Annotated in this window: 24 protein-coding genes; 7 read left to right on the top strand and 17 right to left on the bottom strand. The window is 51.6% G+C overall.

What is annotated here, in order from left to right:
* Window positions 1–38: 38 nt before the first annotated feature.
* From AC4BAN_RS00845 to AC4BAN_RS00810, 8 genes are all read right to left on the bottom strand, one after another.
* On the bottom strand, window positions 39–1,334 hold the full coding sequence (locus AC4BAN_RS00845; RefSeq protein WP_490562463.1) for an efflux RND transporter permease subunit: 1,296 nt from the start codon (window positions 1,332–1,334) through the stop codon (window positions 39–41).
* A 156-nt stretch (window positions 1,335–1,490) separates the two neighbouring features.
* Window positions 1,491–1,925 (bottom strand): HYC_CC_PP family protein, encoded by a 435-nt coding sequence (locus AC4BAN_RS00840; protein WP_490562462.1) that lies wholly within the window; start codon window positions 1,923–1,925, stop codon window positions 1,491–1,493.
* Window positions 1,926–2,238: 313 nt separating this feature from the next.
* Complete coding sequence (locus tag AC4BAN_RS00835; RefSeq protein WP_490562461.1) at window positions 2,239–3,642, bottom strand: alkaline phosphatase family protein; 1,404 nt, start codon at window positions 3,640–3,642, stop codon at window positions 2,239–2,241.
* Window positions 3,587–4,867 carry a metabolite traffic protein EboE gene (gene eboE, locus AC4BAN_RS00830; RefSeq protein ID WP_490562460.1) on the bottom strand — a complete coding sequence of 427 codons (1,281 nt, stop codon included), beginning with the start codon at window positions 4,865–4,867 and terminating at the stop codon, window positions 3,587–3,589. The genes AC4BAN_RS00835 and eboE overlap by 56 nt, the downstream gene beginning before the upstream one ends.
* 61 nt (window positions 4,868–4,928) lie before the next feature.
* Window positions 4,929–6,101: a 3-dehydroquinate synthase gene (locus tag AC4BAN_RS00825; protein ID WP_490562459.1), complete on the bottom strand. Its 1,173-nt coding sequence runs from the start codon at window positions 6,099–6,101 to the stop codon at window positions 4,929–4,931.
* A 116-nt stretch (window positions 6,102–6,217) separates the two neighbouring features.
* Window positions 6,218–7,126: a UbiA-like protein EboC gene (eboC, locus tag AC4BAN_RS00820; RefSeq protein ID WP_490562458.1), complete on the bottom strand. Its 909-nt coding sequence runs from the start codon at window positions 7,124–7,126 to the stop codon at window positions 6,218–6,220.
* A gap of 1 nt (window position 7,127) precedes the next feature.
* On the bottom strand, window positions 7,128–8,069 hold the full coding sequence (locus AC4BAN_RS00815) for a TatD family hydrolase (protein WP_490562457.1): 942 nt from the start codon (window positions 8,067–8,069) through the stop codon (window positions 7,128–7,130).
* Window positions 8,070–8,112: 43 nt separating this feature from the next.
* Window positions 8,113–9,009, bottom strand: a complete 897-nt coding sequence (locus AC4BAN_RS00810; RefSeq protein WP_490562456.1) for an EboA domain-containing protein — start codon at window positions 9,007–9,009, stop codon at window positions 8,113–8,115.
* Window positions 9,010–9,422: 413 nt separating this feature from the next.
* Between AC4BAN_RS00810 and AC4BAN_RS00805 the strand changes: the two genes are divergently transcribed.
* Together AC4BAN_RS00805 and glgP are read left to right on the top strand one after the other, a co-directional pair.
* Window positions 9,423–9,692, top strand: coding sequence for a hypothetical protein (locus AC4BAN_RS00805; RefSeq protein ID WP_490562455.1), 270 nt, complete (start codon window positions 9,423–9,425; stop codon window positions 9,690–9,692).
* A gap of 310 nt (window positions 9,693–10,002) precedes the next feature.
* Window positions 10,003–11,700, top strand: a complete 1,698-nt coding sequence (glgP, locus tag AC4BAN_RS00800; RefSeq protein WP_490562454.1) for an alpha-glucan family phosphorylase — start codon at window positions 10,003–10,005, stop codon at window positions 11,698–11,700.
* Between the two features lie 88 nt (window positions 11,701–11,788).
* Here the strand turns inward: glgP and AC4BAN_RS00795 are convergent, their stop codons facing one another.
* From AC4BAN_RS00795 to AC4BAN_RS00770, 6 genes are all read right to left on the bottom strand, one after another.
* Window positions 11,789–13,252 (bottom strand): aminoacyl-histidine dipeptidase, encoded by a 1,464-nt coding sequence (locus AC4BAN_RS00795; protein ID WP_490562453.1) that lies wholly within the window; start codon window positions 13,250–13,252, stop codon window positions 11,789–11,791.
* A gap of 119 nt (window positions 13,253–13,371) precedes the next feature.
* Window positions 13,372–14,010: a YczE/YyaS/YitT family protein gene (locus tag AC4BAN_RS00790; protein WP_490562452.1), complete on the bottom strand. Its 639-nt coding sequence runs from the start codon at window positions 14,008–14,010 to the stop codon at window positions 13,372–13,374.
* 154 nt (window positions 14,011–14,164) lie between these two features.
* Window positions 14,165–15,058: a transglutaminase-like domain-containing protein gene (locus AC4BAN_RS00785; RefSeq protein ID WP_490562451.1), complete on the bottom strand. Its 894-nt coding sequence runs from the start codon at window positions 15,056–15,058 to the stop codon at window positions 14,165–14,167.
* Between the two features lie 245 nt (window positions 15,059–15,303).
* Window positions 15,304–15,858 (bottom strand): GNAT family N-acetyltransferase, encoded by a 555-nt coding sequence (locus AC4BAN_RS00780; RefSeq protein ID WP_490562450.1) that lies wholly within the window; start codon window positions 15,856–15,858, stop codon window positions 15,304–15,306.
* Between the two features lie 213 nt (window positions 15,859–16,071).
* Window positions 16,072–17,058 carry a hypothetical protein gene (locus tag AC4BAN_RS00775; protein ID WP_490562449.1) on the bottom strand — a complete coding sequence of 329 codons (987 nt, stop codon included), beginning with the start codon at window positions 17,056–17,058 and terminating at the stop codon, window positions 16,072–16,074.
* Window positions 17,059–17,272: 214 nt separating this feature from the next.
* On the bottom strand, window positions 17,273–18,082 hold the full coding sequence (locus AC4BAN_RS00770; RefSeq protein WP_490562448.1) for an FRG domain-containing protein: 810 nt from the start codon (window positions 18,080–18,082) through the stop codon (window positions 17,273–17,275).
* Window positions 18,083–18,452: 370 nt separating this feature from the next.
* Between AC4BAN_RS00770 and AC4BAN_RS00765 the strand changes: the two genes are divergently transcribed.
* The 4 genes from AC4BAN_RS00765 (at window position 18,453) to AC4BAN_RS00750 (ending at window position 22,497) form a co-directional block, all read left to right on the top strand.
* On the top strand, window positions 18,453–19,757 hold the full coding sequence (locus AC4BAN_RS00765) for a PQQ-dependent sugar dehydrogenase (RefSeq protein WP_490562447.1): 1,305 nt from the start codon (window positions 18,453–18,455) through the stop codon (window positions 19,755–19,757).
* A gap of 51 nt (window positions 19,758–19,808) precedes the next feature.
* Window positions 19,809–20,489 carry a type 1 glutamine amidotransferase domain-containing protein gene (locus tag AC4BAN_RS00760; RefSeq protein WP_490562446.1) on the top strand — a complete coding sequence of 227 codons (681 nt, stop codon included), beginning with the start codon at window positions 19,809–19,811 and terminating at the stop codon, window positions 20,487–20,489.
* Window positions 20,490–20,612: 123 nt separating this feature from the next.
* Window positions 20,613–21,494: a cysteine synthase CysM gene (gene cysM, locus AC4BAN_RS00755; RefSeq protein ID WP_490562445.1), complete on the top strand. Its 882-nt coding sequence runs from the start codon at window positions 20,613–20,615 to the stop codon at window positions 21,492–21,494.
* A 148-nt stretch (window positions 21,495–21,642) separates the two neighbouring features.
* Window positions 21,643–22,497, top strand: coding sequence for a pirin family protein (locus tag AC4BAN_RS00750; RefSeq protein WP_490562444.1), 855 nt, complete (start codon window positions 21,643–21,645; stop codon window positions 22,495–22,497).
* A 131-nt stretch (window positions 22,498–22,628) separates the two neighbouring features.
* Here the strand turns inward: AC4BAN_RS00750 and AC4BAN_RS00745 are convergent, their stop codons facing one another.
* The 3 genes from AC4BAN_RS00745 to AC4BAN_RS00735 form a co-directional block, all read right to left on the bottom strand.
* Entirely contained in the window at window positions 22,629–23,657 is a 1,029-nt protein-coding gene (locus tag AC4BAN_RS00745; protein ID WP_490562443.1) for a pseudouridine synthase, read from the bottom strand.
* Between the two features lie 125 nt (window positions 23,658–23,782).
* A complete protein-coding gene (gene rluF, locus AC4BAN_RS00740) occupies window positions 23,783–24,754 on the bottom strand; it encodes a 23S rRNA pseudouridine(2604) synthase RluF (protein ID WP_490562442.1) in 972 nt (323 codons plus the stop codon).
* 237 nt (window positions 24,755–24,991) lie between these two features.
* Window positions 24,992–25,612, bottom strand: coding sequence for an HAD family hydrolase (locus AC4BAN_RS00735; RefSeq protein WP_490562441.1), 621 nt, complete (start codon window positions 25,610–25,612; stop codon window positions 24,992–24,994).
* 273 nt (window positions 25,613–25,885) lie between these two features.
* Between AC4BAN_RS00735 and AC4BAN_RS00730 the strand changes: the two genes are divergently transcribed.
* Window positions 25,886–26,149, top strand: a complete 264-nt coding sequence (locus AC4BAN_RS00730) for a hypothetical protein (protein ID WP_490562440.1) — start codon at window positions 25,886–25,888, stop codon at window positions 26,147–26,149.
* The last annotated feature ends 60 nt before the right edge of the window (window positions 26,150–26,209 follow it).

Raw genomic sequence — 26,209 nt, 5'->3', positions numbered from 1 at the left:
CTCTGTGGAATCCTCGCACTGATCGAGCAGAAGAGCAGCTACGGGGTCACTTCTTCCTCAATCCTTTTCTTGCCTCTGGAAGCCTCCGCCAGGTGCCGGTAAGAGTTCTCCACCATCACAATGGCGTCGTCCACGATAACGCCCACCGACAGGGCAATACCTGTTAAGGACATGATGTTGGAGGAGATATCGAATGCGTTTAGCAGAATAAAGCCGATGGCCACGGATAAAGGCAGTTGAATGATGATGACCAGTGCACTGCGCCAGTGGAACAGAAAGAGAAACACCACAATGGAGGCCACGATCATTTCCTCTATAAGCGTGTGCTTTACTGAACTGATGCTTTCGTTGATCAACCCGCTGCGGTCATACACGATTTTGAAGTCCACACCCTGCGGTAAGCCTTTCGAAACCTCTGCCATTTTCGCCTTAACTCCCGAGATCACTTCTTCAGCGTTTTCGCCGTAGCGCATCACTACAATTCCACCTACAGCCTCGCCAGCGCCGTTAAGGTCGAATATGCCCAGTCGGCTCTCGCCCGTCATCTGCACGCTTGCCACGTCGCGCACCCGCACCGGAATAGTGTTGTTGGTGGTGATGGCAATATCCTCGATCTCACCAGCAGACTTCAGGTAACCCGTAGTCTTGATGATGTAGCCGATGTCGGAACGCTCGAACTTGCGGCCTCCGGCCTCATTGTTGTTGGCGCGCACGGCCTGTATCACCTGCGGCACAGTTAGGTTGTAGTAGGTAAGCTTGTTAGGGTCCACGGTAACCTGATACTGCTTCTGAAAGCCGCCAAAAGAGGCTACCTCGCTCACGCCGTCCACATTCTGGAGGGCGAACTTCACATACCAGTCCTGAATGGCACGCTGCTCGCCCAGGTCCATGCCGGGCGCATCCAGCGTGTACCACAGTACATGGCCCACGCCTGTCCCGTCGGGACCCAGGGTAGGGGTAACGCCCTGCGGCAGCATATTGCCCACCGAGTTAAGGCGTTCCAGCACCCGCGACCGGGCCCAGTAGATATCGGTGTCATCGTTAAAAATGAGGTAAATAAAGCTCATGCCGAACATTGAGGTGCCCCGTACATATTTCACTTCGGGTAAGCCCTGCAGGTTCGTTACAAGCGGGTAGGTTACCTGGTCCTCAATAATTTGCGGACTGCGGCCCATCCACTCAGTGAACACGATCACCTGGTTTTCGGATAGGTCTGGAATGGCGTCTACTTTGTTTGTTTGCACCGAGTACACACCCCAGCCAAAGAGCACGGCCGACACAAGCAGAACCAGCACACGGTTGCGCAGCGAAAAGGAAATTAACTTCTCAATCATGAAAAAATGTTCTAAACCTTGATATTACTAGGACTGGCCGCAGCGGAGGCGGCTAAAGGAAAGGGTGTTAGGGTATAAGCAAAGGCAAGGCTGAAGCTGGCGGCAAACTAACGCACAGCTGTTCAACGCGCCAAACCGGCACCCGAGGGTATTAGATTATAGAAGGAAAGCCTGGACCAGCACCGGAATATTTCGGGCCAGTGGGGGAGAGATGTAGCTTGTGAATGCTGGTGCTAAAGCCGATTCAGGGGCATAAAACTGGAGCACGACGGCCTTTACTACTGCGTACAGTTTAACTTGCTGCACAGGCGTTAGTACAGTAACGCTGTTAGCAGATGTATCGCTGAGTTTCTTTACATGTAGCTGATGGTCCTGGCAGCAATCGTTCGAATCGGCCTTTTTCTCTGTTGCTGCGTGACAGGCAGGAGGGGATACCTGTTGGTGGCCCATAGGGCATTCTGCCGCCGCTCCAAAAAAGGTGACATCGCGCAACTCCCCGCCGCACATGTGCATGCCCACAGCCATGCCCGTCGAGGAGACGAACACAAGTAGCGTTAAGGTTAGCATGACGATTCGGCGGTACAAAGGCATAGGTTGGTTTTATACTTGTAACAAAGATACTTCGTAACTAGCAGGTAAACTTACACAATTAACATAAAGTTTTATAAAATTGTTGCAGCCTTCCGAATTGGCTTTAAAGTTCTACCTGGTCTAACAGCTATGATACCGGTTAAATGTCAAAAACTGTGCCTTAAAGGCCCAAAGGGCTGGCAGGAAACGGCGACATTAGTATAATCGGTTCTCAACAAATCAAAGAATGATACCTGAGTGGCAACCCAGCTCCCAGCCCAACGAGATTAACCATTAGGCTAACTATCTCCATACCCTTGCTGGCTCGGATTTCTTAAGCACCCGCGATAAACACCGGTTCTGGCTTCGGTGCCTGCAGGTGCTCCAGTATCATAGAAAACACATTCACGGCCTGTACCTCATGCGGCAAGGCAGGCTTGTACTTTGTCAGGAGCAGCGGCCACTCGTTTTCATCTTCCGGGATACGGCCATGGGAGCCTTTGATCAGGGAGGCATCGAGGGGGATAATATCCAGCACGGTTCGGAAACCGAGTTTTTTTCGCAGCAGTTTACCCGCCACCAGGGGCAACGGAAATCTGATCTTCGGATCAATGAACATCTCCACGGGGTCGAAGCCAGGTTTTTTATGGATGTCTACCATGCGGGCATAGTCTGGGGCTTTGGCATCATCAAGCCAGAAATAGTAGGTAAACCAGGCATTGGCATTGGCCACTACCACGATTTCTCCGCAGCGTTCGTGCGCCAGGTTATACTTGTGGCGCTCATCGCCGGCCAATACCTCTGCAACACCAACAACTTGCTGCAGCAGCTGCTTTACTGCCTCAATTCGGGTTTTATCCTTAACGTATACATGCGCCACCTGGTGGTCTGCCACGGCAAAGGCCGCGCTCATGGCCGTGTCCAGCAGTTCTGTTCCCCGTTCTGTCCGCACGTTTATATAGCCGTTCTCGCGCAGCACCCGGTTCAGGTGCACCGGGTGGTTCACATCCGATATGCCATACTCCGAAAGCACCATCACCTGGGCTCCTTTTGCCTCATAAAAGGTGATCAGCCCACCCACCACGGCATCGATCTCCTGGAGGTCTTTGGCAATGCGCGGGTCTGAGGGGCCGAGGCGCTGCAAATTATAATCCAGGTGCGGCAGATAAATGAGCGTGAGCGTTGGGTTGTACAGGTCGTCGGTGATCTTGCTGGCATCGGCAATCCATTTGCTCGACTTGATGGAGGTTTTGGGGCCCCAGTAGTTAAAAAGCGGAAAAGTACCCAGCGCTGCCTGCAGCGTATCGCGCAGCTCGGCGGGTTGGGTGTAACAGTCGGGGAGTTTGCGGCCATCGGCCAGGTACTGCGGACGAGGCGTTAAAGTATAGTCGGCGGTGGTGTTCATGTTGTACCACCAGCCCATGTTGGCCACCGTGAATTCAGGGTCAGCGGCTTTGGCTACCTCCCATACGCTGGGTGCTTGCACCAGTTTGTTCGACTGGCGCCACAGCTTCACCTCATCCTCATCCCTGAAATACCAGCCGTTGGCGACAATGCCGTGCTCATAAGGCCACTTGCCTGTTAAATAGGTGGTTTGGGCCGTGCAGGTAACGGCCGGGAACGCGGGCTTTATACTTGTTTGCTGTGCTTCGGCGGCCCATTTGGCCAGAAAAGGGGTGTTTTTACCGATCAGTGACTTTGTAAGGCCTACTACGTTCAGCACTACCGTTTTCTGCATCTTGTTGTGTGTTTAGCGTTTCTAAAACCCATTCCAGCTCCCGCTGGATAGAGGTTGACAGGTCTGTTTTGATCTCTTCGGGCAGCACCTCCCAGGTATAAGTCTCCACCTCCAGGTGCTCCGTAAGCTGCTCTTGCTGCAACAAGTGCAACACGGCGGCCACATCCTGCTGCGTGGACTGCAGCCCGCTGTATTGTTCTGTAAAAAGGGGCACGTGAAAATGCGTGCGCCACTCTACCGCATTTGGCTTCCGGATATGCTGCAGTGCAAACGTCAGGTCCGGGTAATGGGTCAGGGCGCCGTCGTGGCCACGCTCCACTACCTGGTGCAGGTAAGTGGATTCGGCAAGCGTCGCCATGGTTTCCGCTATCTCACCCCGCGTTTCCACGTTTTTGGGCAACCGGGTTTTGATGGCGGCGCTCAGCTGAATTTTCCCGATCTTGATACCTGCCTGCTTTAATTTGGAAAACGCCTCCGCATGATGCTCGTAAGCAAGCGCGAAATGGCACACATCGTAACAAAGCTGCAAATGCCTGTACACGGCTTGTTGCGCCTGCTCTTTGCCGAGGTCCCTGGACTCCTGTAATTTCTTTACACCAACCGGCAGCAGCCATTCCTTATAATAGGCAATCACCTGTTTCGAGTTTTCCAGGAAGCCATCGGGCTCTGGCTCGATGTCAACGTGTATAAATTTCCCGGTTTTCTGCTCAAGGTCCAGCAATGCCCCCACTAGTTCAATCAGGTTGTCTGTACAAGTGGCATACACGGTTTTCGCCTTCGATTCCTCCGCTCCCAGCAGCCAGGGCCTATATGACAACGGAGACGTTGAGATGCCCCCTGCCATGCCGTCGGGTAGTAATTCGGCCAGTATTTTTGCCAGCCTGATCGTATAGTTCAATCGTTTTTCAGATGTCCAGTCCGGCTTGTGCACCGCATCTTTTACCTCCTGGTGATGGAAGCCTCCATAGGGAAAGCCATTCATCGTAAACACGTATAAACTATTTTGCTGCAGCCATCCTTTAAATTCCTGCAGCACATCGTTGCTCAGCAGTTCTTTGCTCGCCTTGTCTGATAGCCGTAAACCGATGCCGAATGGTTTACCGGGAGCCAGTTTCTGCTGAAGTGGGGGGACATACGTTTTAAGGTTCTGGTAAACCTCTTCCCATGTTTCGCCGGGGTGTATGTTGGTGCAATAGGTAAGATGATAGCCTTTATCGAGGTACATAATTAAACGCTTTAGGTAAGATAGCCGCAAGTTAAACCGGCTGCACTGCCTGTAGTTATACTTAGGAATGCGGCTGGAGTTGGTGCTTTTGCCGCAACATTTCAACCGCGCGTTGTACAAGCGCTTCCTCGATATGGTGTACCTCTAGGCCAACGCCTATTTTTTGGAGGAGCATAATGGTCAGTTCACCGCCCAGGTGCTCCCGGAATTCGCTTAGTCCCTGCAGTACGGAGAGTTGTCCGTTTGCAGCCTGTGCTGCGAGCTCAGGTACATAGATGTCGAACCCGATCTGCTGCAACAGGTCTAACACCTGGTTGCATTCGTGCTCCGACAACATGCCCATAAGATAGGAATATACCACATCAAGGGCGATACCAACGGCCACGGCCTCACCGTGCCGCAAGCGGTAATCAGAGATCTGCTCTAACTTATGCGCTGACCAGTGGCCGAAATCCAGGGGCCTGGAGGAACCCAGCTCAAAGGGGTCTGCGCCTCCGATGTGCTCTACATGCAACTCAGCACATCGATGGATCAGCTGCTGCATGGCTTCCAGATCGCGGTTGGCCAGTTGGGTTGCGTTTCGGGAAATGTCCTGGTAAAAAGCAGCATCCTTGATTAAGGCCACTTTAATGGCTTCTGAAATGCCTGCGCGCCAGTCACGGTCCTCGAGTGTCAGTAAAAAATCACTGTCGTTGATAACAGCTACCGGAGGAGCAAAGGTACCCGTGAAATTTTTTTTGCCAAAGGCATTGACTCCGTTCTTCACCCCCACGCCGGAGTCGTTTTGCGACAGCACAGTGGTGGGAATCCGGATGTGGCGTATGCCCCTGTGCGCAACGGCCGCGGCAAATCCAACCAGGTCAAGTACCGCGCCACCCCCAATAGCCACCAGGTAAGAGTGGCGGCAGATGCCATACGCATTCACCGCTGCCAAAAGCTGATGCAGCAGATCGGGGTCGTTTTTCGCCTCTTCGCCTCCCGGCACGAGGAAGGGAGGTGCCACTAACGTTATAGTGCTGGCATACCGCGCAGCGTATTGCTCAATTTGCTGCACCAGCTGCGGAAGTGCCCTGCCCACCCCACTGTCTAATACAAACAGGAGTTTACGCGCTTCCGCCTTCCCATCCTGCGCTAAAAGTTGCGACAGTAAGGGATTGTCCGGGGTAAAGAGTCCTGCTGTGAAGTGAACCCCATAGCTGAACTGCACGGCAAACTTCTGTTCTAATGTCCTCATCTAATGGGTATAGTGTAAAAATCAGGCTATCAATTACTCATACGGGGAGGAATTTCAAGCGTGTAAATAGCGGCTTATTTTTCTAAAGATAAGGCAAGATACTAGAAAGATGTACTTCATGTAACGGCAAAATTTCGGGCAATGTAAACAGACACGGGTAAAAGCAATAGCACAAGCAGGCCGTACTGCCAACCGGCAAAGCCTGCGGCCATACTGGCATTCATCACAATCAGAGCCAATATTCCGGCTTTAACTGCTTTTATAATATTCTTGGGCTCATTGGCGGGCAACGCACGAATAAGGGGCGGAAAGATAATGTATGCGAAGAGGAGTAAAAACGGCAGACTATACAGTAAGTTGAATTGCGGAAGCAGCGTCAGGCTAAATATTCCCGCAAACACCAGTGCGTAAAGCAGTACAGCCCCTTTTAAGGCAGCCTTATTGCCGCCGTGCACTTCCCCGCGGCTAACCATGGTAATGGCGGCGATGTAGATGATCGGGATCAAGGCAATGAACCAAATGTTTTCGAGCGCAGCAGGAAAAGCGCTCACTCCCAGCAACAGGTTGCCTCCCCGGCAAGCCCCCATGTTTATGGGTCCGAACAAAGGCTGGTGCTTTCCTTTCCAATCGTACAGCAGGGCAAGGCACGCCACCACTAAGGCAATGGCCGCACTTATTCCGGACACCTGCCAGGCTGCCAGTACTCCGCCTGTTAATAAAACTCCGCCCAGTAGACTGGCTCCTAAAACGGATGCGCTGCCACTCGGGATGGGACGCTCGGGGCGCTCTACCCGGTCCAGGTCAGCGTCAAACACATCGTTGAAAACCACACCACCGCCATATAACCCAATGGTGGCAAGCACAAGCCAACCGAGCGGCTGCAGCACTGCCATGTCAAAGCCAGAATTCCAGAAGGGGAGTGCCAGTAAAGCGCCAGATGCAGCAAAACCCAGCATGATGTCGGCGATGGCGGTTATAATGTTGGCGGGCCGCATTAACTGCACGTAAGCTTTCATGGGAGTCATGTTAGCGTATGATGTTTGATGCCAGGCCATCTGCAGCGGGGAGGTCACCCACTACTGGTTCCTGGCCGCCTCTTAACACCGAATTTTCTGAGAATTTCTCACGCTGGTCCACCAGTGCCGGGGTAAGCCAGTCTGACTCGTGCATCTGGCCGCTTTTACCAAAGGAGTCCAGGGCATTCTGGTAGCAGGTTTTGCGTACATCCTCCAGGGCAATACCGCGCTCCAGCATCAAAGCAGCCGTTTTAGGCACAGACAACGGATCGGATACTCCCCAGTCGGCGGAACTATTCACGATAATGCGCTCCGAGCCATACTGTTTTACGATCTCCACCATGCGCTCATTCCCCATTTTGGAGTTCGGGTATATGGTAAAGGCAGCCCAAAACCCCCTGTCGAGCACATCTTTCACCGTTTCCTCGTTGTTATGGTCTATCACCACCATGTCTGGTGCAATGCCATGCTCCAGGCATACTTCCATACTCCGGATGGTGCCTGCTTTTTTATCACGGTGCGGTGTGTGAACCTGCACGGGCATGCCCACTTCCTTGGCCAGTTCCAGTTGCGCCCGGAAGTACTTGTCCTCGGCTTGCGTCTGGTCGTCGTATCCGATCTCACCCACGCCCACCACACCTTCTTTGCAGACGAAGAGCGGCAGCAACTCCATTACCTGTTCGGCTAGCGCCTCGTTGTTGGCTTCTTTGGAGTTGAGGCCGATGGTACAGTAATGCTTTATACCAAACTGACTGGCCCTGAAGCGCTCCCAGCCTACAAGGCTGCTGTAGTAATCTTTAAAGGAACCTGCCTCGGTGCGCGGTTGCCCCAACCAGAACGCGGGCTCAATTATAGCGACAATGCCTGCCTGCCGCATGCGTTCATAATCATCTGTTGTGCGCGATGTCATGTGTATGTGCGGATCGATCAGCATCAGGTTGTGCGTGTTCATAAGCGGAGGGTGTAAGTATAAAAGGTGGTTGAAGTATAAGTTCTTAGTTCACAGCAAGCGCGTCCCGGCCAATCTGGTCCCAGGTGATCTCGCCGTTTTCTACCCGCGACTTTAGCTGCGGGTGTTGGCTCAGGAGTTCTTTTGCCGCTGGCGACTCGCTCTGCCAACAGGTCAGTGCGGCGGCTTCTTGCTCCAGTGGATTTGCCTGTGAAAATAGCTTTTCAATGTCTTGCAGTAGCGCCTCATCCAAATACGGACCCACAGGCCGCCATAGCTCCGGAGAAACAGGGCGTGCTGCTGCCCAGCGTTCGTGTGCGTAGTCTGATAATATGCGTGCCAGCGCGGCGTTTGCCCGCTGCTCGATGCCGTAGATGCGGAAAATGGGTTTGCCTACAAACAGGGTTTTCAGCACCATGTTGTTCCAAGCGTCCTGCTCCATAAAATCAGCGGGATAAGGATTTTCCAGGGCGATGGCCTCGAACACGTCGCCCATGTTGGTGCGAAAACCCTCGGCCGCCCTTTTCTTAAAGATGGCAGGATGCGGAAGTAGGGGCAAGGCGGCGTACAGGGTAACCAACTCACCCATGTCGGCTGTATTAAACAGGGTCTCGATCTGCTGCTGGAAGCTAACCGGGTCGGTATGTGGAATAGCCAGTACAAGCATCGTGCGTGCAGCCTGCGCTACTGTCCAGTGTGCAGGGTTAAACCCTTTTCGGAGCGCGCTGGCTTTACGAATATCTGCCTCTTTACAGTTTAATTTCTCTTTACCGACAAAACGTGGCGCGGCGCTGAAGGCCATGTAAAGGTCCCTGGGTTTTGCCGATGCCAAGGCGAGCAATTCTAATTTTTGGTTGAGCCACTCCATCCCCTGTGGCGAGACGTTCCGTTGAAGTAACGCATCCAGAAATGCTCGGATTTCGCTGATGTCTGCTTGATACACGTAAAGTAGAGCTTTGGGTATTAAAGTGGTTCCTGTGACAAAGCCGCCCCATAAAGGGCTCTTGTTGTAAACAGCCACTTTCTACGCCATTTATTGAAATCTGAAACAGGCAGTAGAAATTGGAAGCGGCTATAATTATACACTATTTACTATATAGTAGTAATAAAATTTTGTTTACGAATACGTTTTTACGTTTTGCACTTAATTAGGTTGTCGAATCCGGCTGAATATTAAAAGAGGAAACTGTAGATTTAATCTACGAACTATACCTACACTTTAAAAAACTTTTTCTTACATACATTCACCCTGAAAAAAGTACTGCTTGCTGATAAATATTAACACCTTGTAATAAGTTGCTAATTTGTTGAACTTTATTCCGTTATAAAATGTGTTAAAGGTATAAATCTACAGCTATGAAGGAGTTAGACAGACTGAAAGACGGCTTAACAAAAAGCCACGTGTTGCTTTACAAAAACGACGAACACGGCCTTAAATGTTCTTTTGTAAGAGAGGGCATGGTAGTCGATTCGTTTATTATTGAAGATGATGTGCTGGCTAATGCGCTAAGTGAAAAAGGAATACATGGCGTGGTAGAAGGAAGCAACCTCTATTCGCTAAGAAATGAGTATGATAGGTTCTCCCTAAGTGTGAAAACTAAGAAATTGCTGCACGAGTTGAGGTAAGCTATCTCTTTGTTTTTATTGAATTTTTCAATCGTTGTTCTCACTTTCTGAACAACCGAAACCTGGCCCTGGTGCCAGGTTTTTTTATTTTCCTGCTCCATTAGTCACCAAAGGAGTATTCCCACAGCATGTACCCGCAGCATATTACCTGCATGAATTTAAATGCCCAATAGGCTCCTTTTTTAGGGTCTGATTTTGGGTGGTTGCCTGCCTGGTGCTAGGAATAAAGTCCTGAATTTATTTTCGTGGATTGGTAAATCTGTATAGTTTTTGCGTTTATTGACGTAAAGTTTGCAATAGCGGATAAAAGATGCCTTTATATGCTAAAGACGGACATGCACCTAATTTTAAAAACATGACACATTACAACAGGTGGTCACATCCACATGATATCGATACTAGATTTACAAAAAAGATAGCCTATTTTAGTATGGAGTTTGCCATTCACCAAGCCCTTAAGATCTACTCGGGTGGGCTGGGGTTCCTGGCTGGCTCGCACATGCGGAGTGCCTTTGACCTGCGGCAGAATATGATCGGGATCGGCATGCTCTGGAAGTATGGCTATTACGACCAGGAGCGGAACGAGGACCAGACCATGCGGGTGCTCTTCCAGAAAAAATATTATACGTACCTGGAGGACAGTGGCATAACCGTCAGTGTAGATATCAACGGCCATCCTGTTCTGGTAAAAGCCCTGGTGTTAAAGCCAGAGACATTTGGCACCGTGCCCATGTATTTCCTTACTACAGAAGTACCCGAGAATGATCACCTGGCCCAGACCATTACGCAGCGTTTGTATGACCCGGAGCCAATGGCGCGCATCGCACAGAGTATAGTGCTGGGCATTGGGGGCGCGAAAGTGGTGGATGCCTTGGGTGGCGCAGATATTTACCACATGAACGAAGGGCACGCCCTTCCGCTGGCTTTTCACCTCTACCATAAGTTCCGAAACCTGGAGCAGGTGCGCCAGCACATGGTATTTACGACGCATACACCCGAGAAGGCTGGAAATGAAGAGCATGATATCCATTTACTGGATAGTATGGGCTTTTTTAATGCCATCCCGCTGGAGGAAGCCCGCAAAATAACAGGCATGCATGCCCTCATGTTCAACCATACCCTGGCTGCCCTCCGGCTGTCCAAGGTGTCGAACGGTGTATCGCAGCTGCATGGCGAGGTAGCCAGGGAGATGTGGTACGATAACGAAGGCGTTTGTGAGATAAAAGCCATCACCAATGCCCAAAACGTGCCCTACTGGATGGACAAGACCATGCAGGATGCCCTGGAAAAAGACGACGACAAGGAACTCTTGCGACGCAAAGCCGAAATGAAGAAGCAGCTGTTCGAGCTGGTGGCCAACCAAACCGGAAAGCTTTTCCGGCCCGAGGTGCTAACCATTGTCTGGGCCAGGCGCTTTGCCGCCTACAAACGCGCCGACTTGCTGCTGCGCGACCTGGACCGCTTTTTCAGATTGATCTATAACCCCCATTTCCCGGTTCAAGTAATATGGGCAGGTAAACCTTATCCTTTTGACCAGGGCGCAGTGCAAACCTTTAACCGACTGGTGAAGGTAGCCTATAAGCAAGATAATGTCGCCGTGCTGACGGGATATGAGCTGGAGCTCTCCCGCAAATTGAAGCAGGGGTCAGACATCTGGCTGAATACCCCCCGAAGGCCGCGGGAGGCATCCGGTACCAGTGGCATGACAGCGGCCATGAACGGCTCGGTGAACTTTTCAGTGCAGGACGGCTGGATACCAGAGTTTTCTCGCCACGGCGAGAACAGCTTTATTATACCGGTGGCGGATGTGACGCTTCCGGACCATATGCAGGACGATGCGGATCATGAACACATGATGCGCATCCTGGAGCAGGAAATTCTGCCAACCTACTACCAAAACCGTGAAAAGTGGACAAAAATTGTGAAGCAAAGTATGAACGACGTGATCCCAGCCTTCAGTGCAGACAGAATGGCGCAGGAGTACTATGAACAGATGTATAACTGTTGAGGTTGCTCGCTTCGCCAAGGATTAAATGACAAATGCCCCGCAGGTTTAACTGCGGGGCATTTGTCATGGTGGGCAATGACAGTTTAGCTTACGCCTGCTCTGGAACCCTTTTCAGGGTTTCCAACAGGAAGCCCCAGTACTTTTGCACAGAGCTGATCTGTACTTTCTCGTCGGGGGAGTGGGCACCCCGGATGTTGGGGCCGAAGGAGATCATTTCCATCTCCGGATAATTAGCCCCCAGGATACCGCATTCCAAACCGGCATGGCAGGCATTTACGTCCGGGGCTTCGTTAAACTGGCTGCGGTACAGGTCGCTCATCAGTTTTACGATGGCAGCATCTGGCTTTGGCATCCAGCCGGGGTAGGAGCCGCCAAGTTCCACAGAGGCACCTGCCAGCTCCAACGCGGCTTTGATGGCGCGGGCCAGATCCATTTTCTCGGTGTCTACGGAGCTGCGGGTGAGGCACAGGATGGTGTACTCGCCGTCTTTCATCAGCACGCGGGCCAGGTTGTTGGATGTTTGCACCAGGTGCTGGATGTCGGGGCTCATGCGGTAGATACCGTTCGGACAGGCATACAGCGCCCGGAGCAACTGACTTGAAAACTCTTTGGAGGCTACCTGTGCCGGGGCCGATGTTTCCTCCAGTATAAGCCGCAGGTTAGGGTCGGTGGTGGCATGCTCGTTTTGAAGGATAGTCTGTTGCTCTTCCACAAAAGCATTGAAGTTCGCTTTTTCTGTAACGGGCACGGCTACAAGGGCATACGCTTCACGCGGAATGGCATTGCGTAAACCGCCGCCATCCATCACGGAAAGGCTTATTCCGAATTGCTCCTGGGCTTGTAACAAAATTCTGTTCAACAGTTTATTGGCATTGCCCCGGCCCAGGTAAATGTCCATACCGGAGTGGCCTCCGGTTAGGCCTTTGATGCTTAGCTTAAAGCCTGTGGCGCTGTCTGTGGTTTTCTCCAGTTCATACTTGCCTGTGGCTGTAATGTCCACGCCGCCGGCGCAGCCAATGGTTAGCTCGCGGTCGTCCTCGGTGTCCAGGTTCAGCATGATGCTGGCTTCCAGCAACCCGCCTTTTAAACCCATGGCCCCGGTCATGCCCGTTTCTTCGTCAATGGTGAAAAGGGCCTCCAGGGCAGGGTGAGCAATATCGGTAGCGGCGAGCAGGGTCATGATCGAGGCAACCCCCAGGCCATTGTCAGCACCCAGTGTGGTGCCCTTCGCTTTTACCCAGTCTCCCTCCACGAACATTTCAATACCCTGTGTGTCGAAATCAAATGCGGTATCGGCATTCTTTTGGTGCACCATGTCCAGGTGGCTTTGGATGGCAATGGTCTGGCGATTTTCCATGCCTTTGGTGGCAGGTTTCTTAATGATCACGTTGCCGGTTTCATCCTCGTAAGTTTCCAGGCCAAGGCGCTCGCCAAAGTCTTTGATGAACTTTATGACGCGGGCCTCCTTTTTGGAAGGACGGGGAACTGCGTTCAGGTCTGCAAAATTGTTCCAGAGCGCCTCAGGCTCCAGGTTTCTAACTTCAGTATTCATAGTTTGTAATGATTATGTGGCAGCAGGCTCTCGGATTTCAACCGCAGTCAGCTTTTAAATTGAGTTAAAGGTACTACGGATAGCATTAAAAAATAGCAGAGTAGGTTGCTTTTTGCGAGCTAGGCTTTTACCTTCTGAGGCGTTTTCAGGTTGCTCAGGCTGTCACGAAGCCTGACGAAGAATTTCAAAGTGAATTGAAAAACCGGGCTAAAAAGCAAGGTATAAAAGAAGGTGACCAGAGCCACCGGCCCACCCATCAGCCAGCCAACCACCAGCACAAGCGATTCCACCACAATCCTGGCTTTGCTAATGGAGAGGCCCGTTCTGTCGGAGATGGAAAGCATGAAGCCATCGCGAGGGCCGGCCCCGATGCCGCCGGCCACATACAAGCCGCCTCCCGTGCCCCCGATAAGTATGGCAGCCAGCAGGTACAGGTAATCCAGCCAGGTTCCGGTCTGGTCGGGCAGGATATCTAGCCAAAGGAACAAGTCCATGAAAGAGCCGATGAGTAGGGCGTTCAGAAAAGTGCCCACATTGATATACTTTTGGTTCACAAACCAGGAGATACCTACCAGGAATAGGCCAGTCAGCACACTCCAGGTGCCAATGGTAAATCCGAATTTTTGCCAAAACGCTACATTCAACACCTCCCAGGGGTGCAGGCCCAGGTACTTTACTTTAACGGCCAGGGCATTGCCCAGTCCAAACAACAGCAAACCCAGGAAGAAAAAGCTATAGCGTATGATCCAATTTCGCATGGGTAAGTATAGATGCAGGATGAATGATACTTTAACCTTACTTTAAAGCATATGCAAGATTACAAAAACTTCACAACAATAAAATCACCGACTTGCTAGAGGGGATCTGCGAACAAACCAAAAGTATGGGTTAGTAACTAGATAAGCAGCCCGCTTAATTTGTGAACGTGATCACACTGTAAAGCTCCGGCTCCAGGAAGGGGCCACCCGGATACTGCGCCGTATAGTCGAAATTGATCCAAAGTTCATCACCGGTTTCATGGAAATGTATTTTCCCTCCGTTGATCTCATCCGGGAAAAGGGTGCGCAGGGCATAACTCACCTTATCAATATCGGCCACTGTGCCCACCTTTACTTCGGTATACATGTGGTTCGGAGAAATCACAATGCGCGCCTCGCCCCCGATCGCCATCACAGAAGATGCCATCAGAATAGCGTAGTCGTCGCAGTCGCCGGCGAGCAGGCCCATACTCTCGGTGGGAGGGGAGTAGTAGTCCATCCCCAAAGGATCGTTCACATACTTCCAGTTAATGCGGATGTGCTTGAAGAGCGAGAAGTAGCGGGTTACTTTCCCGAACTTGCGGTAATACTCATCGTGGAAATAGCGGGTGGAGTTTTCTACGGCAAAGGCGCGTACTTTGGGGTGGGTAGGCTGCATGGCGCTTTTCACCCGATGATCCTGGAAATAAGTGCCCCGCACCGGTTTAAAGTAGGAGAGTTTGTGCGGGTTGCTGGTCATGTTCACCAGCATGGCGTTGTAATCGGCGTAAATGCCGTCGAGTGTCTGGTCTTTGAAGGTACTGTTAAAGGCCAAAATGCTTAAAATGCCAATGAACATCAGCACGATCAGCTTCGGACTGATGCGTGTTACGATCACAGATACAGCGGCGGCAAACATCAGGCAAAGCAGGAAATGCAGTTCGTAGTCCAATGAGCCGAAAGGAGGCACATAAAAACTAAGCAGCACCGCCATCGGAAACACAATGATGATCTGTATAAACCGTACGATGAAGTTCAGTAAACGCGAAAGTCTAAAATACTGCGTCATATAATCTCATATTTGAGGTTCCTGGCGCTTCGGGACAGGGGGGGCTTTACTAAAAAAGCAAAGCCTGAAGGCTCTCTATTCTTGTAACGCAAAAGGTGAGCCTTTTTACTCCTTAAAACAAAATTAATTTAAACTTTTTTCCAGGCTGGGTTCTGCTGGCAGTTTGCAGTTGTTTCAAAGCCAGATTGAGGCAAAAAATCAGGTGTAAAAGTACCAGTTGGTGCCTTTCTATAACAGTTTGGAATTCACATAGGTGCAGAAAGGGTTATCCGATTAAAGTCTTCCTTTGTCAAGCACCAGCGATTCACCTCTTGCTCAAAATTTAAAGAACCTGGTATGGTCGTATAAGTTTTCTCAAATGTAAACCCCACCTTCTCCAGTGTCCTGTTTGGTGCCGGGTTCAGGGCGTATGGCTCACAGATCAATTCCTGTAATTTCAGGTTGGCGAAAAAATAAGGCAGCGATTGCTTCACCAGCGCAGTCCCGATTCCTTTATGCCTTTCCCCGGATTTCCAAATGTGCAGGTGCATGTGGGCTGACTGCCCATACGCGATCGAATTCACATTCGTATGCCCAATGGGTTCCCCGGCATGCAGCCAGATCAAAGCATAGGATGTTTTTGCGGCCAGTGGCGTTTGTAACTGCTGATGCAACAGGTGGGTAAGGCCCTCCCTTGTCGGCAGTTTGTTTAAGGCAACACCCATACTTTCCAAAAATCCGGGATCAGCGTCTAGCCAATAATTGGCTATCCGTTCGATGTCCTCGACTTGCATCTCGCGTACTGAAAAGTGCTCTTTCATTTTCTTAAGCTTGAGCGCTGAAACTTTTGTCGTAAGAAAGGGCAGTGTTTTCTACTTTTCTTTGGGCCACGCGTACCCACCAGGATAAATGTTTCCTTTATACGAAACCTAAATCCAGTATTAACTGGTAATAAAACGACTGTCGTCAGTTAAACGAACTTTTCTGTACTACAGTTAATCTTTTCGGAAATAGCAAACAGCCTATCCCAGCTCCTACTGATACTGAATGTAGAGTGGAGTCGGTGTCAGGGCAAGCACCTCGTCCGGCGTCATCAGACGCGAGTTGTTCTTGGTGTCGTTCTTATAGAAGATCTTAAAACCCGTGAACTGTACCGGCTCGTTCTTGATATAGCGACGGTAGGTGTCTCTTTTCAGGGAAGGAGGTCCCCAACCATCCATGTGCATCACGATCTGTACCTCCGGCTTTAATTTGATATCGTCTGAGTTCGTGATCATGCCCTGCGTAAAGCGGTGCACGACCAGCAACTTGGGCGGCAGGTTGTGCTCTTTGGCCAGGTCAGCCAAAAACGTGGTGGCATAGTTAATGTCTTTGGCATCGAAAGTGCCGATGCGCCTACCTGGCACGCCGCCATTTTTCATCGAGAACTCCGCATCGATGCCCAGGTGCACCTGGGGCAATTTCAGGTATTCAGCCAGGCGTGGCAATTCTTCCTGCAGGGTGCTCTGCCCAACCTGGATGTCGAGGAAGACAATGGCATCCCGCTTCTTTGCCATTTCAAGCACGCCGTCAATCATTTTATCGGTCATGCGCAGGCGGTACTTGCCTCCTGCGCTGGGCTTACCCTGGGCTGTTACCACAATGGCATGCAGGGCAGGCTTCACGGGGGTTTTCGGGTCGGCTTTGGTCCAGTTGGCTACCTCCTGATCCAGTTTTGCCAACACCTGCTCCTCTGGGAGCTCACCCAAAATGCCCATGCCTTTGGAGAGGGGGTTACCGTAATAGGCCAAAATACGATTGTGGGGTAAAATAGCGCCGGGCAGCGGCTTCGGACCCGGGTATACATAGGCCGAATCTATTGCCGGAGCCTTAACCTTATCCAGCGTTGAGCTGTCCGGTTTCGGAGCAACGGGAACTGCAGCAGCAACAGTATCCTTCAGCGTGGTTTCTGTGGGTGTTTTGGTTATGGCAGTGGCCGAATGCGCCTCCTGTTCCTGTGAACAGCCTGTGTTCAGCAACAAGCCGCACAAAATAGTTGCAGCGGCGGCCTTTTGTGTTACTCTTCTAAATAAAGTTATGGGTAATAAAGTGTTTATACTCGGAGCAAAAGTATTTGTCATTAAGGGTCTGCGCGGATTCATCAAAGTTAAAAGAAATAGAAGTGTGTAATTACTGCGGAATATACAGCTTAAAGTAGCAAAGCCTTTTGTTTTATAGAATAACTTGGTGAAATTTTTATTTATGGGTGTAGTGGCGCTTCAACCATTCGCTTAATCCTGACAGGCCGGGGAATAGTACACGCTCTGTAATATTGGCCTGATCGAGTTTGTCGCGTATCTCCCATTTCAGGTGCGCCGGTATAATTACCCTGAAATAAAGCTCCGAGTGGTTCAGGAGCCATATACCTAATTCGGTTTTCACATCAGACATCATCGAGAACAGGGCATACTGATGCACAATGCGGGCATCCAGCGAGGGTGGCTCCAGAAAAACAACGTAATCTTCTTTCTGGAAACTCTGCAAGGCTTTCAGGGAGGGGGCCACGGGCTCCAGCACCTCAGGAGTAAATACGTTCGAACCTTCCTCATCCAGGGCGTTCTTGAGCGGGGAGGGCAGGTAGTCCCTGGTTTTAACATAGTTCACGCACCACACGCAGCCGTCCTGGTCGAAGGTGGCAGGGTCTTCTGTTGCAAAATGCAGGGCCACGTACGGCGAATAGGTCCAGTCGAGCAGGCGGGTGGGCAGGCCGTGGTGCTGGGCAACGGCCAGCCAATTCCAGAACGAGTCGCCGGGGGCCGCGTTGTTGTGGGCATACTTTCGGAAGTTGCGCAGCAGGTGCTGTTCCAGCAAGTCGAACTTCGGGCCGATGCGCATGATGCTGGTGCTCAGGTTCAGGTCTTTGCTGTAAGTGCCCCGGTACACGTAGGCCGAGCGGAACCGCTCGATCTTATCATCCCAGCTGTGGTCAAAGAGAGCTACCTGCAGCTCTGCCCAGCTGTTTACCACAATGTCATCTACCGGATAATTCATTGGCTGCTCATTCATAGGCTGAAAAATCGCGTTTTTTATTACAAAAGTATGTACTGGTACTACTTCTGATAGTTACAGGCAGGCAGGAACAGTGCCATTCCCTCTTGCTGCCCGGCGGTAGATAAACCTCAGTGGGAAGTTAAGTAAACTATTCGGATTTCAGATACCCATCCGCATTGCTTTCAAAACCCTTGAGGCGAAAGCCTGTTTATTAAAACCTTACTGATGCAGCTGTCGATGGATGCCAGTATTTGTGACATAGCCTCTGGAAAGTGTAGCTGGAAACGAGAAGCTGACCTAAGGCTGGTGGTACGCGATGCGAACAGAAAAAAGCTTTATGTGGCACATTGCCGTATAACAAAACCTGAACTAACATACGAAATCTATGAAATCAACTGTAAGCATATCTTTTATTAGCCTGCTGGTAGCGACCTTGGTCGTGAGCTGCAGTGAGTCGAAGCAGATGGCCGAAGGCCAGGACACTAGCACCACAGCTGTTACCTATAACCCCGATGCCGACACCGTTACCACCGAGACTGTGGAGAAACTTTATCTGCCTGCACCCGACACCAACCACCGGGCCGAAAAGTTCAGTAAGGCCATTGGTTGGCCGGCTGGCAAAACGCCGCAGGCCCCGGCTGGCTTCGCCGTCAGTAAATTTGCCGAGGGCTTGCAGCATCCCCGTTGGATCTATGTAGCACCGAATAACGATATATTTGTAGCCGAGACGGACGATGGCGAAAAAAGCGCGAACAGAATTACCCTGTTCCGGGATAAAGATGCCGATGGGGTGCCGGAAACACGGGAAACCTTCATGACGGGCCTGAAGCAGCCTTTCGGGATGTTGGTGATGGACGGTTATTTCTATGTGGCTCAGGTAGACGCGCTGCTACGGTTTCCTTACAAAGCAGGGCAGAATAAGATCACAGGCAAAGGGGAGAAAATTCTGGACCTGCCAGCCGGCGGGTACAACCACCATTGGACCCGCAACATCATCGCGAGCCCCGACAACTCCAAAATTTACATTTCAGTCGGCTCGGCCAGTAATGTCGGCGAATATGGCATGGACGAAGAAAAGCGGCGGGCCAACATTCTGGTCATCAACCCCGACGGATCAGGAGAGCGCATTTTCGCCAGTGGCCTGCGCAACCCCGTAGGGATGGACTGGGCACCCGGCACCAACACGCTCTGGACGGCCGTGAATGAGCGCGACCTGCTCGGCAATGAACTGGTGCCCGATTACATGACCAGCGTGAAGGAAGGCGCTTTTTATGGCTGGCCCTATTCTTATTACGGACAGAACATTGATCCGCGCCGCAAAGGAGAGCGGCCCGACCTGGTTCAGAAAGCCACTGTGCCCGATGTGCCGCTTGGAGCACACACAGCTTCGCTGGGTTTATCTTTTTATGAAGGCGACACCTTTCCGGCTAAGTATAAAAATGGGGCCTTTGTAGGGCAGCACGGGTCCTGGAACCGCGAAAACTTCTCCGGCTACAAAGTGGTGTTCGTGCCCTTCCAAAACGGCCAGCCAAGCGGCAAACCCGAGGATTTTCTAACAGGCTTTATCGCAAACGAAGCCAGGTCGGAAGTATACGGACGCCCCGTAGGGGTAACCGTACTGCCCGACGGCTCGCTGCTGGTGGCAGACGATGACGCGAACACGATCTGGCGCGTAACGGCCAAAAAATAAGGCAACAAAAGTTCGGTATCTTATAACTAACAAACGATTTAACATCAAGCTATGAAAGTATTAATTGTGTTAACCTCGCATGCACAGCTCGGGGACACCGGCAAGAAGACTGGTTTTTGGGTGGAGGAATTTGCAGCGCCTTATTACACACTGGCCGATGCAGGCGTGGAAATCACGCTGGCCTCCCCCAAAGGGGGGCAGCCGCCTATCGACCCAAGCAGTGAGGCCCCCGATGCCCAGACAAAAGCCACGAAACGGTATTACCAGGACAAGGAATTACAGCAGAAACTGGCCAGCACCAAAAAACTAAGCGAGGTGAAGGCAGCGGATTTTGACGGTGTCTTCTACCCGGGGGGCCACGGGCCACTATGGGATCTGGCTAATGATGTCGACTCTATTGATCTGATCGAGCGTTTTGTGAAACAGCATAAGCCTGTCGCTTTTGTGTGCCACGCGCCCGCAGCACTGGCTCAGGTGAAAGATCCCGAAGGCAATCCATTGGTAAAAGGGAAAAAGGTCACCGGGTTTACAAATTCAGAGGAAGAAGCCGTGCAGTTAACGGACGTAGTGCCTTTTCTGGTGGAGGACAAACTGAAGGAGCTTGGCGGCGATTACAGCAAGGCCGACGACTGGCAGGAGTATGTGCTGAAAGATGGCCTGCTGATCACGGGGCAGAATCCGGCCTCATCGGAAGGGGCTGCCAAAGCGCTGCTTACACTGCTGAAAAAGTAATTACAAATTTTACTATTCAAAAGTATAAACCTGGCATCCTTTAGGGATGAGCGGAAATTATGCCGGGCTAAAACCCGGCGTAATTTTTACTGGTTTTGTCTTTATTTCCACCTATAGACACACATGGCAACTGTACTCGATTTTATTGGGAATACCCCTTTGGTAGAGCTAAAGCATATCAATACCCGGCCTGGCATCAAGCTTTACGGAAAACTGGAGGGCCACAACCCGGGCGGAAGTGTAAAAGACCGCGCTGCCTATAGTATGATAAAAGGCGCCCTGGACCGGGGCGACCTTAAACCGGGCATGAAGCTGATTGAAGCCACAAGTGGTAACACCGGTATTGCGCTAGCCATGATCGCACGGCTTTTTGAGGTGGAGATCGAACTGGTGATGCCGGCAAGCGCCACTAAAGAGCGTGTGCAGACCATGGAGGCTTATGGGGCTAAGGTTATACTTACGCCAGCCGACAGGTCGATGGAAGGGGCCATTGATTTTGTTGCCGAGAAGGTGGGGAAGGGAGGCTACCTGGTGCTGAACCAGTTTGGAAACCCCGACAATTACCTGGCGCATGTGCGTACCACCGGCCCCGAAATATGGCGCGACACTGCCGGTTCCGTCACGCACTTTGTATCCTCGATGGGCACCACCGGCACCATCATGGGGGTGTCGCGGTACCTGAAAGCACAAAACCCCAATGTGCAGATTGTGGGAGCACAGCCTGTGGAGGGTTCCCAGATTCCGGGTATACGGCGCTGGCCAAAAGCATACCTTCCCAAAATTTTCGAGGCGGATCGGGTAGACACCACCCTGGATGTGAGCCAGGCGGAGGCCACTGCCATGACCCGCAGGCTGGCCCGCGAGGAAGGCATCTTTGCCGGTATGAGCAGCGGCGGTGCCGTGCACGTGGCCACCAGGCTGATAGAGAACTTGGAGACTGGGGTTGTCGTCTGCATTATCTGTGACCGGGGAGACCGCTACCTGTCCTCGAGCCTTTTTGGGTAAAACAGCGCGAGGCTTACTTTGGAACAGGTAAAGGTGGTTTATTTTATAGGACTAAGTTAGTATGAGTGAAAGTATAAGCGTGGATTTTTTTTTGTGAACTTAACAGGGAATGCGTAGATTAGTGTACGTACATTAAAAATATACTTACATGCGAAAAATTAAGAAAATACATAAAGCAGTGAATGCACCCATGGATGACCTGGTCACGTACAGGGCCCTGCCAACCCGCGAGGTTTCGTACATCGATCCCTTCCTTTTCCTGAATCATCACGGACCCCAGGTCTATAAACCGGGCAACCGTGGGCTGCCTTTTGGCCCGCACCCGCACCGGGGCTTCGAAACCCTTACTTTTATTCTGGAGGGCGACATTACGCACCAGGATACCGGGGGTGGCAAAGATGTGATCGAGGCGGGAGGCGTGCAGTGGATGACGGCAGGTTCCGGTCTGATCCATGCGGAGGTTTCGTCGGAGAAGTTTAAGAGGGAGGGAGGGCCGCTTGAGATCTTGCAGTTGTGGTTTAACCTCCCGGCCAAGTATAAAATGACCCAGCCCAAATACGTGGGACTTCAGAAAGATAAAATCCCCACCGTGTTAGAAGATAATGGCAAAGTGCAGGTGCATGTCGTGTCCGGAAACTGGGGAGAAACCCAGGGGCCAATTCCCTCCCTAAGCGACATCCACATGGCCAGTATCAGCTTGCAGGATGGCGGCAGCTTTAGCACCCGCGTAGCGGCCGAGCGCAATATCTTTTTCTACGTGGTGCGCGGTGCCGTTACGGTAAACGGCGAAACGGCACCGAAGCTGCACCTGGTGGAATTTACCAACGAAGGAGAGGAGATAAAGGTAACAGCGCAGGAAGATAGCTACATCCTTTTCGGCCACGCCCACCCGTTTAACGAACCCGTGGTATCGCATGGCCCTTTTGTAATGAACACTGAACAGGAAATAGAGGAGGCTTTCCGCGATTACCAGCAAGGAAAAATGGGAACCTGGGAAGGGTAAAGTAACGCACCAATGCACACGTAGATGCGTGGCAATGTGACCACTAGCCGTTACAATGTAGCAACAAAGTCAAAGCGCCGCTGCAGTCATACCTGCAGCGGCGCTTTAATGTAGCACATGTCTCGGTTTACTTATCCGGCTCGTTTGGAGGAACTACCTCGGGACGGGCTGCTTTTTTTGGCGCCACCTTTCAGGCCGGCTTTTCCAGTTCCTGGTTTACCGGTGCTTTTTACGCCTCCTCTGCTGCCTTTCGATTTGTCTGTGGCCGTTTGTTTTGGCCTCGACTTGCCTACCCGCATGCCAGGGCCTCCCTGGGCTGACCCGGCAGATTTTCCTGCTTTTGCAGTGCCGCTTCTGGCGGTGGTGTTTCTCTCAGCAGTTTGGCTGTCCCGGAGGCCACGCGCTGTAAATTCCCTGGAATCCGATTTGGCTCGGGCTATTGGCTTGGCAGGCCTTGCCGAAGCAACCTGCTTTAACGACTCGATCTCGGTAGCGGTGAGGGTGCGCCAGTGCCCTTTCTGCAGCTTGGTAAGGGTAATGCCCTGAATTCGGATGCGCTGCATAAATGTGACTGTGTAGCCCAACGACTCGCACAGCTTTTTTATGCTATGGTTCATGCCTGGCTCCAGAACAATCCGAAAGCGCGTCGAGGACTCTTTGTGCACGGTGGCTTTCTTCGGTACCCCATCCTCGAAAGAGGCCGAAGCCTGGCTGATCTTGGAGATGAACTCTGAGGAGAAAGGCTTGCTGACGGTCACGATCAACTCCTTTTCCAGCTTGCTGTCGGCCTTGGTCAGCAGCCGCACAAAGTCCCCGTCGTTGCTGAGCAACAGTACCCCCTCGTCATCCCGGTCCAGACGGCCAACGGGCTGCAGCGAAGCGGGGTGGTTAATGGCACGTACCACATTGTCGCGCACCCCCATGTCTGCCGTGGCCGACATGGCCGCTGGCTTGTTCAGGACCAGGAACACGGGCGCCTCATCCCGAACGGTCAGGGTCTGGTCGTCAATCCGGATCCTGTCTTTGGGGGTAACCCGGGTGCCGGGCTCGGGTTCTTTGCCGTTCACGGTCACCCGGCCTTCTTCAATGAGCCGGTCCGCCTCGCGCCTGGAACAGAAACCTGTGTCACTTATAAATTTGTTTAATCGCTTTGGTTCCATGATGGTGTTGTAACGCAATCAGGTAAATCACGCTTCCCTGCTGCGTTTATAAGTATGGTGTTAAAGTTACGAAATTGACAGGAACTACCCTTCCTATCTCAAAGGTGTAGGAGCAGGGCTGCAGTTTATTTCCTGCGTCCTTTGCCTGCAGATCCTTTGGGGCCGCCTTTCGAGGCACCCCGTGAGCCTCTCGCTGAGGAAGCTGCCTTTGGTTTGTTGCTTTTGCCGGCGGCGGCGCTTTTGCCCCTTTTCGCTGTTCCCCCGGCGCGGCTGGGCTTGCCGCCTTCTAAGCCGCCGCTGCTGCGGGGCCTGGGCTTGTTGGTTTGGGCGGGTGCTGAAGATTCTCCGCCTAGTGCTCTTTTCTTACTTACCGAAGCCTCCTCGGTCTTGGTTGAGCCCGCAACCAGCCGCTGCAGCTCTGCCACTTCCGTGTCTGTCATGTTGCGCCACTGCCCCAGGGGAATTTTGGTCAGAGTAAGGTGCATGATGCGGGTGCGTTGCAGGGTTTGGACCTCGTAGCCCAGTGCTTCGCACATGCGCCGAATCTGGCGGTTCATGCCCTGTGTGAGCACAATACGGAAACGGTTAACCCCTTCCTGCGTAACCTTGCATTTTTTGGTGTTCACCCCCAGTATGGCCACTCCGCTGCTCATTTTCTCCACAAAATCCTGGTTGATCGGCTTGTCTACCATCACCACGTACTCCTTCTCGTGCCGGTTGCCTGCCCGCAGGATCTTGTTCACGATATCCCCGTCGTTGGTCAGGATAATGAGTCCTTCGGAGTCCTTGTCCAGGCGACCAACCGGGAAAATGCGTTCCGGGTAATTGGTGAACCTGATGATATTGTCGCGCTGCGAAGTGTCGGTTGTGGTCTCGATACCGGCGGGTTTGTTAAGGAGCAAGTACACCGGATCCACGGCATCCACCTGCACCGTGCTGCCATCCACCTGCACTTTGTCCTTTGCCGACACCTTTGCCCCGATCTCCGGGCGCTTGCCGTTCAACATCACCCGCCCTTGCTCTATCAGCTTGTCTGCCTCCCGGCGGGAGCAGATGCCAGCGTCACTTAAATATTTGTTCAGTCTGATCGGTTCCATAGGGTGCTGGTGCTTTTGGCGGAGTTTTTTTGGGAAGGTAAATTCCATAAACGCCCCGTGGTGCACTTTAATTATAAACACTTTGAGCCCCAAAAGTACTGCAAAGCAGCTGATTTACCTATTCTGACGGAGGGGGAGTTAAAGATGCCCCGGGGTGTTTTACTATTGCGATGCGGAACTCATGTGTGAGCTTAGCTGGCTGGGGTTCACCTGTAGCGGGAAGAGGCATGCCTTTATTTAACCTTGATAGGGGGTTATTGTTCCATCTTTCACTAAAAAGGCTTTGTCAGCCTTGTCCAGAATCGCCTCCTTGCTATCAGAATACGCCTCAATTATCTTGTAGGGCTTTCCCTTTAAAAGCTTTTCCAGCCGCTCTAGCTTTTCATCGTCTTTGCAAGCCTTGCCAATCACTTTATACGTATTGTCCTCATACTTTACCATGGTGCCTGCAAAGCCATCGATGGGGTACAGGGCGAACAAAGGCTTTACATACAGTTCCAGTCCTCCAGTGGCGCAATAAATCTGCACCCCTTGTTTCTTCAGGTCACTGAAGCGGCCTTGCAGTTGTTTATTAAAATTAACAGGGAATTCCGCTTGCCAGAATTCCATAGCATATTTTTCCACCTGCTCAGGTGTCAGGTCATCCAGGTAATTGAAGAAGTTTTCCTTGAACTCTGTTTTCCGGATCTGGTGCATTTTCCGCAAGACCTTGTAATAGGTCATCTGAAAAATGTACGTAAATCTGCCAGGTTTTTTAGTGAGCAGGAATCTGAAAAACGCGTCTTTAGAGCTTTTGTTATAGAACGTGCCGTTCAGGTCGAACACCACAATCTTCGTTTCTTTGTCGCTGCTTGCCATAGGGTTGGTCCAGTTAATGCCTGGCGCATTCCCTATCACGCCAACAACGCCATTTTGTTTGCTTTTTGTTTCATATTAGTTTAAAATAGCACTGTATGTTAGGTTTAAGTATAAGGGCTGGTTCGCAGGGAGTAGCAGAACCTCTCCTTTACTAGGAAACAAAGAAACTTATCGGGCTCTATCATAATTATAAATAAGCACCCAAACGTCAGCTGCAACGTATTGTATGGCTTATAATGCGTACTTCCATCAATTACAACCGGTTTTTAGCGTATGCAGGAATATTCCTTATTTGACAAACTCCCTTTCCAGAGCCAGGTGGAGTCGTTGGCCCAGGACGGCATCTGGCTTGCCCGACGCAGGTGTAACCAGTGGGAAGTAACCTTGTATGCCCTGCATGGTACTTTTGTGGAGCACTGGGCGGGGGAGAAGGTGCAGGTGTATAGCACGTTTAAAAAAGGCGCTCCGGCACTGGCAATCTTAGAGCCCTACCTCGAAGGCCTGAATGCGCAGGAACTCAGCAAATATAACAGGTAAGTGAAAAGCCCTGTTTTTATATTCTAGGCACAGGCCTTCTCACTTACATGCGTTTCTGTT

The organism is Pontibacter sp. GD13, from assembly GCF_058216355.1.
Note: the sequence above shows the minus strand (reverse complement) of the source record. Positions and strands in the feature narration are given on the sequence as shown.

Bases quoted from the DNA above. Each gene is read 5' to 3' on its own strand.
- eboC (WP_490562458.1), bottom strand. From the start codon at position 7,126: ATGACTCCCATGAAAGCTTACGTGCAGTTAATGCGGCCCGCCAACATT.
- AC4BAN_RS00795 (WP_490562453.1), bottom strand. From the start codon at position 13,252: ATGAATACTGAAGTTAGAAACCTGGAGCCTGAGGCGCTCTGGAACAAT.
- AC4BAN_RS00760 (WP_490562446.1), top strand. From the start codon at position 19,809: ATGAAAGTATTAATTGTGTTAACCTCGCATGCACAGCTCGGGGACACC.
- glgP (WP_490562454.1), top strand. From the start codon at position 10,003: ATGCCTTTATATGCTAAAGACGGACATGCACCTAATTTTAAAAACATG.
- AC4BAN_RS00765 (WP_490562447.1), top strand. From the start codon at position 18,453: ATGAAATCAACTGTAAGCATATCTTTTATTAGCCTGCTGGTAGCGACC.
- AC4BAN_RS00835 (WP_490562461.1), bottom strand. From the start codon at position 3,642: ATGCAGAAAACGGTAGTGCTGAACGTAGTAGGCCTTACAAAGTCACTG.
- AC4BAN_RS00845 (WP_490562463.1), bottom strand. From the start codon at position 1,334: ATGATTGAGAAGTTAATTTCCTTTTCGCTGCGCAACCGTGTGCTGGTT.
- cysM (WP_490562445.1), top strand. From the start codon at position 20,613: ATGGCAACTGTACTCGATTTTATTGGGAATACCCCTTTGGTAGAGCTA.
- AC4BAN_RS00770 (WP_490562448.1), bottom strand. From the start codon at position 18,082: ATGAATGAGCAGCCAATGAATTATCCGGTAGATGACATTGTGGTAAAC.
- AC4BAN_RS00840 (WP_490562462.1), bottom strand. From the start codon at position 1,925: ATGCCTTTGTACCGCCGAATCGTCATGCTAACCTTAACGCTACTTGTG.
- AC4BAN_RS00785 (WP_490562451.1), bottom strand. From the start codon at position 15,058: ATGACGCAGTATTTTAGACTTTCGCGTTTACTGAACTTCATCGTACGG.
- AC4BAN_RS00815 (WP_490562457.1), bottom strand. From the start codon at position 8,069: ATGAACACGCACAACCTGATGCTGATCGATCCGCACATACACATGACA.
- AC4BAN_RS00730 (WP_490562440.1), top strand. From the start codon at position 25,886: ATGCAGGAATATTCCTTATTTGACAAACTCCCTTTCCAGAGCCAGGTG.
- AC4BAN_RS00745 (WP_490562443.1), bottom strand. From the start codon at position 23,657: ATGGAACCAAAGCGATTAAACAAATTTATAAGTGACACAGGTTTCTGT.
- AC4BAN_RS00780 (WP_490562450.1), bottom strand. From the start codon at position 15,858: ATGAAAGAGCACTTTTCAGTACGCGAGATGCAAGTCGAGGACATCGAA.
- AC4BAN_RS00825 (WP_490562459.1), bottom strand. From the start codon at position 6,101: ATGAGGACATTAGAACAGAAGTTTGCCGTGCAGTTCAGCTATGGGGTT.
- AC4BAN_RS00805 (WP_490562455.1), top strand. From the start codon at position 9,423: ATGAAGGAGTTAGACAGACTGAAAGACGGCTTAACAAAAAGCCACGTG.
- eboE (WP_490562460.1), bottom strand. From the start codon at position 4,867: ATGTACCTCGATAAAGGCTATCATCTTACCTATTGCACCAACATACAC.
- AC4BAN_RS00735 (WP_490562441.1), bottom strand. From the start codon at position 25,612: ATGGCAAGCAGCGACAAAGAAACGAAGATTGTGGTGTTCGACCTGAAC.
- AC4BAN_RS00790 (WP_490562452.1), bottom strand. From the start codon at position 14,010: ATGCGAAATTGGATCATACGCTATAGCTTTTTCTTCCTGGGTTTGCTG.
- rluF (WP_490562442.1), bottom strand. From the start codon at position 24,754: ATGGAACCGATCAGACTGAACAAATATTTAAGTGACGCTGGCATCTGC.
- AC4BAN_RS00750 (WP_490562444.1), top strand. From the start codon at position 21,643: ATGCGAAAAATTAAGAAAATACATAAAGCAGTGAATGCACCCATGGAT.